We start from the raw sequence: 6,521 nt of genomic DNA on the forward strand, positions 1-6,521 counted from the left end.
ATTAGCCCGAAACGCTATTAGAATCACCAATTAAAAGTCATACAATGTGTGAAGTTTTGATATTACAAGATCAGCAATTAAATTACCGCCTGCCCTAGTAAAATGTATCCCATCTGGTGATCGCAATAGAGTTTCTTGGCCATTGACATACAAGGAGTCGTTATAATTACCATTAGGGTCGGTAAATGCAGTCTTTGTCTCTACAAGAGATGAGCTATTTGGATGTTTGGATATGGCATCTTTAGTTATTTGATTTATTAGCTGATAACGAGCATCTCTAACAGGGTCACGTACGGGCGGAATCTCTACCCATAGTGTATATACTTTTTGAGAGTATAAAAAATCTAAGGTCGAATTTACGCGTCTGGAATATTCTTTGACCCAAGCGTCGTTTGGAAATGGTCCTACAGATCCATTTTCTGAGTAAAGCGACTGGTCATCATTAGCCCCGATGGAAATAATGATTGTTTGCGGTTTATTCTTCTGTACAAATTCCTGTATATACGAAAACCAATTAAAAACATCTGGTCTTGCCAATCCGGTAGAAACACGCGAGTCAAGACCAAATACATCAAATGATGATATTGGCAGTTTACTCAATAGCGATTCTCCGGGTGTCGCTGCTAATGAATCTCCAATAATCCAAGATGTTAATTTATTATCAGGTGTAAGTTTTGGGATTGTAGTTACACTAGGGGTGACAACAAGTTCTTCATTAGAAATTTTAAATTGGAAATTATCAATTTTATCGTCTCTATTAAACCCTATTGCCTCTCTTGAACTTGTCCTTAATGAATCAATTCCAAAAAAACTTGTAAGGTTTGAAATTGGTTTTAATATTTTCAAAGCAATTGTTTTGTTTGGTGATTCTTCCCATGCGCTAGCTTTTACATATAATGAAGATGAATTTAAAGCTGTTGCGATAAGTAATGTTAAAAACAATAACCGAATTAATTTTGATACATTAATTGTATTTATGTGTGCATGTTCACCCATATTTTACCTTAAAAGAATCCATATAAAAATGCTGAAACATTGTCCGAAAAAGTACTCAATAAAAATAAACAAGTTCCGTAAAATAAAGCTTGAACGAAGATTGGTTTAGCACTCAACATCTCTAAGAGTCTAGAGCTAAAGGATTCTCTAATAAATTGAAGACCAATACCTGCAATAATTAAAATAAATATTGCTAATGTGAGTTTTGATTCGGAAAATGAAAAATCAGTAAAAATACGACTAGTCAAAATTTTAGCTTTATCAAATGTTTCAGAGTTAAATAATATCCAACCAAAAGTTACGAGATGAAATGTTATGACTTGTTTTAAAAATTTCGGAATTTCGATATTATTTCTAACTAGATATTTCCTTAGAGGTCTCTCAATTGACAAAAGTAGGCCGTGATATAAACCCCATACAACGAAAGTTAAATTTGACCCATGCCAAAGACCTCCAACAAGAAATGTAATAACTACGTTTAGCCATATAAATCTATTACCTAAAAAAGATTTCTTGTTTCCACCCAAAGGTATGTATACATAATCTCTTAGCCATCTAGATAGAGTCATGTGCCATCTCGACCAAAAATCTCTTATCGATGTTGCGCAATATGGTTTATTGAAGTTTTGTGGAAATCTAAATCCTAAAAGTAGCGCAATGCCAATTGCAATATCTGTATATCCAGAGAAATCACAGTATATTTGTGCAGCATATGCATATATTCCAGAGATCGCATCAATCGAAGTAGCTTTACCAGGACTACCAAATACGGGACGCACGATATTTGTGTATAAATAATCTGCAATGATCATTTTTTTGAAAAGTCCTCTAGTTATTAACGATAAAGCTTTTGTTGCATCAACTTTTGTTGGATCAATATGGCCATTCATTTGGGGAACAAATTCCATTGGTCGTACTATTGGCCCCGCAACGAGATGTGGAAAAAAAGATAAATATACTGCTAAATCCAAGAAAGAAATCTTTCTAATGGTTCCTCTATAACAGTCAACTAGATATGATATTGCTTGAAACGTAAAAAACGAAATTGCAATAGGTATCACTAATGCAGTTAGCTTAGGAAAACCTAAAGTGTCGCCAAAGATCTTGTTCAGGCTATCAATTGCAAAATTTCTATACTTGTAGTATCCGAGCATTGAAACATTGGTTGTTATTGCAAAGATTAAAACCAGTTTCTTAGATTTTGTCGTCTTTATCCTACTCATAGCTTCGCCTACAAGGAAATTAAAGCCAGTTGAGGAAAAAAGAACTACGCAAGGTAAAGGGATCTTCAATGAAAAAATATTGGATGTTGGCTGGTTAAAGCCTAAAAATATATAACTAGCGCATAATATAAAAATTTTCCAGACTACTCGCTGTTTCCAATCCCTCCGATTTTGGGTAAGGGGCAATAATATCCAAGATATTGGCAAAACAATCATTAAGAAATATACGAATGTCATCGTTGGAAAAAGCACCTATAAATCATCTCACAAAATGATGCTCAGTATCGGTTTCGAGTGTCACACAATAGGCAATTTATTTTGTGTAGCCTATAAGACTTATGCCAATATCTAGAAATTCAAATGACTTTAACGACTTTTCAGATTGGGAATCTTTTACAGGTGATGATGAGATATATATGGGAGTTGAAACTGATCTATTAGATGACTGGGAAGACGATGGTGCAATTGCACAGGTTCGTGAAACACCAATAGAAAAACCAGTTAGTGTTACCAGTAAAAAGGTAACTCCAAAATTGTCAAATAAAAAGATAGTTAAAAAGCCGCCCGTCAAAAAAGCTGCTAAACCAAAAAACACTGTATCAACTGAAGATGCGGAAGTATTTTCTATGATAGATCACACAAATGCAAAGAGTAAGTCTGATTTAACGTTGATAAGTGGGCCATCAGAAGAAGAACTTTTGGAAATTGAAAGCATTGGTGTAGAATTATATATAGATAATGTGCTTTTAGAAGAAAATGTATCAAACATGGATGTTAAACCAGTGAATAATAAAAAAATGCCGGAAAATGATGAAGATTTTGGTGAGGCTTTACTTCAAGATGAAGATGACATTAAAGCTAAAATTATCGCATTTGAAGAAATTGAAATGCAAAATGAACTCGAAGTATTACATAGTGAAGTCAATATGATTGAATTAGATGATATAGAAAACGATCCTGATATTGACTTAAATGTTACTCCTGTTTTCTCAGGCTTGGGTTGCGCGCTCGTCACTCTTTTTGACGAAGATTGCGAAGTTGAATATAAATTAACAGCAAGACTTGCCAAACGACTTGTAACATCAAATACTAGTGCGATTTTTGTTGTTACTCATGAAGGAGAAGGGGCAACCCTTAAGGACTCTGAAAAAATTAAACTTGTAAGTGAAGTAAAGAAATCTGTTGGCAATAATGCGAAAGTAATAGCAGATGTTTCTAGCCCTTCAATTCGTCAAAGTCTTGAACTATCTAATCAATTTGTTGGTTTAGGAATTGACGCATTACTAATTGAAATTAGTCCAGATACTAAAGATGCTTATCTCTTAGTAGAATCAATCCATAATGCAGCTTATGAGACACCAATTCTGATCCGTTTAAGTGGAGAAGCAAAAGACCTTCCTATTTCTCCAGAATTTCTTTATGATCTACCGATTGATGGAATCATCGATGCAACTGGCGATGCAAGTTTTCTATTGCATCTAACATCTACATATACTGGCCCAGTATACATTGGTTCAACATCACTCATTTTGATGGGGCACTCTTTAGGTGTACTAGGCGTAGTTCTTCCAAGTATTGTTTGTGATGAGATGCTGGTAAAGCAAGCTTTTGAAGGAAACGTCGATGCACAACACGAATTAGCAATGATAGAGCGTGATTATTCAACTAGTGAAATAGAACAGATCAAAATTGGCTTAGAAAATGCGTTTTTATCATCATCGACTATGCGTAATTAGGCAATTAAATATCACAATCTATAATAGAATATAGATTAATCTCACTTACGAACATCGGAGCAGAGTGCAAGATTTTCTTTTATTGCTTTCTAAAATTACTCCACTATATGCAATTATCTTGTTTGGATTTATTGCCGGAAAATTTTTGAAGGTAGACAGAGAATCAGTCGCAAAAATTGTTATTTATTTTGTGGCACCAGTTGTTGTATTTAATTCATTTGCAACTATGCCACCTGGCAATAGATATTTATTACTTCCAGTGATATTTTTTACTGTTGCTTCAATACTCGCTCTAATATACTATTTTATAGGTTCGGTATTTCCTGCTCGTTCCGAACGCAATTTATTAGCAGCATCAGTTGGTTCTGCAAACACTGGATATTTTGGTATACCTTTAGTCATTGCAATTTTCGGGTCACAATATTTAAATGTCGCAGTCATAGCAACTCTAGGATTAATTATTTATGAAAATACTATTGCATATTTTTTGATTTCAAAAAGTAATCATAACTTTAAACACTCATTAGTAAAAATGGCAACCTTACCTTCAATCTATACATGTGTCTTAGGGGTCATAATTAATAAAACAAAATTAATAATACCAGTGTCTATTGTTGACACGATATCCTATTTTAGGGGTGCGTATGTTGTACTTGGGATGATGGTTATAGGAATTGCGTTAAGTGCTGTAACTAAAGCCTCCATAGACTATAAGTTTGGCATACTCGCCTTTAGCGCAAAGTTCATTGCATACCCAGTTCTTTTTGCTACGATCATTTATCTTGACAATCAATATTTTCAGATATTTGCTATACGCGAACACAATGTAATGCTTGTCCTATCGGCAGTACCAATGGCCGCGAATGTGGTTGCTTTTGCTTCAAGTCTTAAAGTGCATCCAGAAAAGATTGCCGCAGTAGTATTTGCGAGTACAGTTTTTGCAATAGTTTATTTACCTATATTTGTTGCGATATTTATAAAATAAGTATTAATAATAAAAAAGTTATATGAAGCTAAACTGTTAAAAGTGAATTAGCGGCGACCGCAAAGAGGTTTTTTGCCATGGTTAGCTTTTTTACGTTTTGCGTTAAGACGGCGTTTTGATGTTTTCTTACTCATAGAATTATACATTCTAGAACAGGTTATTGCAGTGAGTCCAAGTGAACTAGATATTTATTTCATATTATTAATTTTTCTTGATTAATGCGTCTATAAATGGAAGAATTATCTAGATATGGATATCGATATCGATCTAGAAAAATATAAAATAATGATTAACAATCAATCTCTATGGGCAAAAACGCGTAAAGATCGCCGAAATGGGCTATCACGCATAGATGTTTCTAAGTCCCCAAAAGCATTATATTTTGACAAATGTAGATCAGTGCATACTTTTGGAATGAGATTTAATCTAAAAATAGTTTTCTTCAACAAAAATCAAGATGTAATTGCTAGCAAAGTTATAAAACCGAATAGATTGGTTCTTAGCCCTAAAGGCACTTATTCGATACTTGAAATACCTACTAAGTAATATTAGATATGACTACAACCACATTGAGTATCCATGGTACATTCTTTATCATTGGTACTCCAATAGGGAATATGGGTGATATTACACAACGTGCAATTGAAACTTTAGAAAAATGTAAATTATTAATGTGCGAAGATACAAGGGAAACGAAAAAACTTTTGAATCTTTTAGAGATTTCACTTGGTGATAAGAAACTAATAAGTGTCCGTGAACAAAATGAACAATCCTCTTGTGAAGAATTAATAAAATTATTGTTGGCCGGTAATGATGTCGGATATTGTTCAGATGCTGGAATGCCAGCAATATCTGACCCCGGGTCAAGATTGGTTGATGCTGTTCTAGATGCAGATTTAAGGGTGAATGTTGTTCCCGGCCCAAGCGCAGTTACATCAGCAGTTGCATTGAGCGGATTTAATTCAACAGCCTTTATTTTCAAAGGTTTTTTCCCTAGAAAAGTAAATGAACAATTGCTAGAAATAGATATGCTTAATTCATCAAAAGAGATTGTTGTATATTTTGAATCACCGAATAGACTTGTGGGTACTTTGACTGTACTTAGTGAAAAACTTAGCCATACTCAACGAGTTGTTGTTGCTCGTGAACTGACTAAAAAATTCGAAGAAATCTATCGTGGAACAACAAATGATGTACTTCATCATTTTGAAAATGGAGTTAAAGGTGAATGTGTCATAGTGATTGAACCATCTAATTCAGTTGTCAAAGATCCAGCGATTACTAATATTGAAGAAGCCTTAAAACTATTAATCTCTAATAGAGTCTCATCAAAAAATTCAATCGAAATCGTCCAACTTCTAAATGGTATAAGTAAAAATGATATAAAAGAGATATATAACACTCTCAAAGGATAAGATAAAGCTATGAACGACCCTTTTTACATTACGACACCAATATATTATGTGAACGATTCACCACATATGGGTGGGGCATACACCACAATCTCTGCTGATGTGGCCGCCCGGTGGCATCGACTATTGGGCGACGATGTGATGTTTCTTACAGGTACAGATGAACATG

General features: G+C 34.2%; 7 protein-coding genes. 5 read left to right on the forward strand and 2 right to left on the reverse strand.

The features are described from left to right. Positions 1 to 30: 30 nt before the first annotated feature. Positions 31 to 996, reverse strand: coding sequence for a DUF459 domain-containing protein (locus KBF89_06080; protein MBP9115898.1), 966 nt, complete (start codon positions 994 to 996; stop codon positions 31 to 33). A gap of 8 nt (positions 997 to 1,004) precedes the next feature. Then, on the reverse strand, positions 1,005 to 2,219 hold the full coding sequence (locus KBF89_06085; GenBank protein MBP9115899.1) for an MBOAT family protein: 1,215 nt from the start codon (positions 2,217 to 2,219) through the stop codon (positions 1,005 to 1,007). Between the two features lie 338 nt (positions 2,220 to 2,557). Here KBF89_06085 and KBF89_06090 point away from each other — a divergent pair, with 338 nt between their 5' ends. The 5 genes from KBF89_06090 to KBF89_06110 form a co-directional block, all read left to right on the forward strand. Beyond that, positions 2,558 to 3,955: a dihydrodipicolinate synthase family protein gene (locus KBF89_06090; GenBank protein MBP9115900.1), complete on the forward strand. Its 1,398-nt coding sequence runs from the start codon at positions 2,558 to 2,560 to the stop codon at positions 3,953 to 3,955. A 64-nt stretch (positions 3,956 to 4,019) separates the two neighbouring features. Further along, entirely contained in the window at positions 4,020 to 4,940 is a 921-nt protein-coding gene (locus KBF89_06095; GenBank protein MBP9115901.1) for an AEC family transporter, read from the forward strand. A gap of 249 nt (positions 4,941 to 5,189) precedes the next feature. Further along, entirely contained in the window at positions 5,190 to 5,486 is a 297-nt protein-coding gene (locus KBF89_06100) for a DUF192 domain-containing protein (GenBank protein ID MBP9115902.1), read from the forward strand. Between the two features lie 8 nt (positions 5,487 to 5,494). Then, complete coding sequence (rsmI, locus tag KBF89_06105; protein ID MBP9115903.1) at positions 5,495 to 6,355, forward strand: 16S rRNA (cytidine(1402)-2'-O)-methyltransferase; 861 nt, start codon at positions 5,495 to 5,497, stop codon at positions 6,353 to 6,355. 9 nt (positions 6,356 to 6,364) lie between these two features. Further along, positions 6,365 to 6,521, forward strand: a 157-nt coding sequence (locus KBF89_06110) for a class I tRNA ligase family protein (protein ID MBP9115904.1), incomplete at its 3' end; no start/stop codon positions are given.

It is taken from the genome of Acidimicrobiia bacterium, assembly GCA_018057765.1.
GTDB lineage: Bacteria > Actinomycetota > Acidimicrobiia > IMCC26256 > JAGPDB01 > JAGPDB01.

What these genes read in the sequence shown, in the direction of transcription:
- rsmI (MBP9115903.1), top strand. Translation starts at nt 5,495, where the DNA reads ATGACTACAACCACATTGAGTATCCATGGTACATTCTTTATCATTGGT.
- KBF89_06100 (MBP9115902.1), top strand. Translation starts at nt 5,190, where the DNA reads ATGGATATCGATATCGATCTAGAAAAATATAAAATAATGATTAACAAT.
- KBF89_06085 (MBP9115899.1), bottom strand. Translation starts at nt 2,219, where the DNA reads ATGAGTAGGATAAAGACGACAAAATCTAAGAAACTGGTTTTAATCTTT.
- KBF89_06090 (MBP9115900.1), top strand. Translation starts at nt 2,558, where the DNA reads ATGCCAATATCTAGAAATTCAAATGACTTTAACGACTTTTCAGATTGG.
- KBF89_06080 (MBP9115898.1), bottom strand. Translation starts at nt 996, where the DNA reads ATGGGTGAACATGCACACATAAATACAATTAATGTATCAAAATTAATT.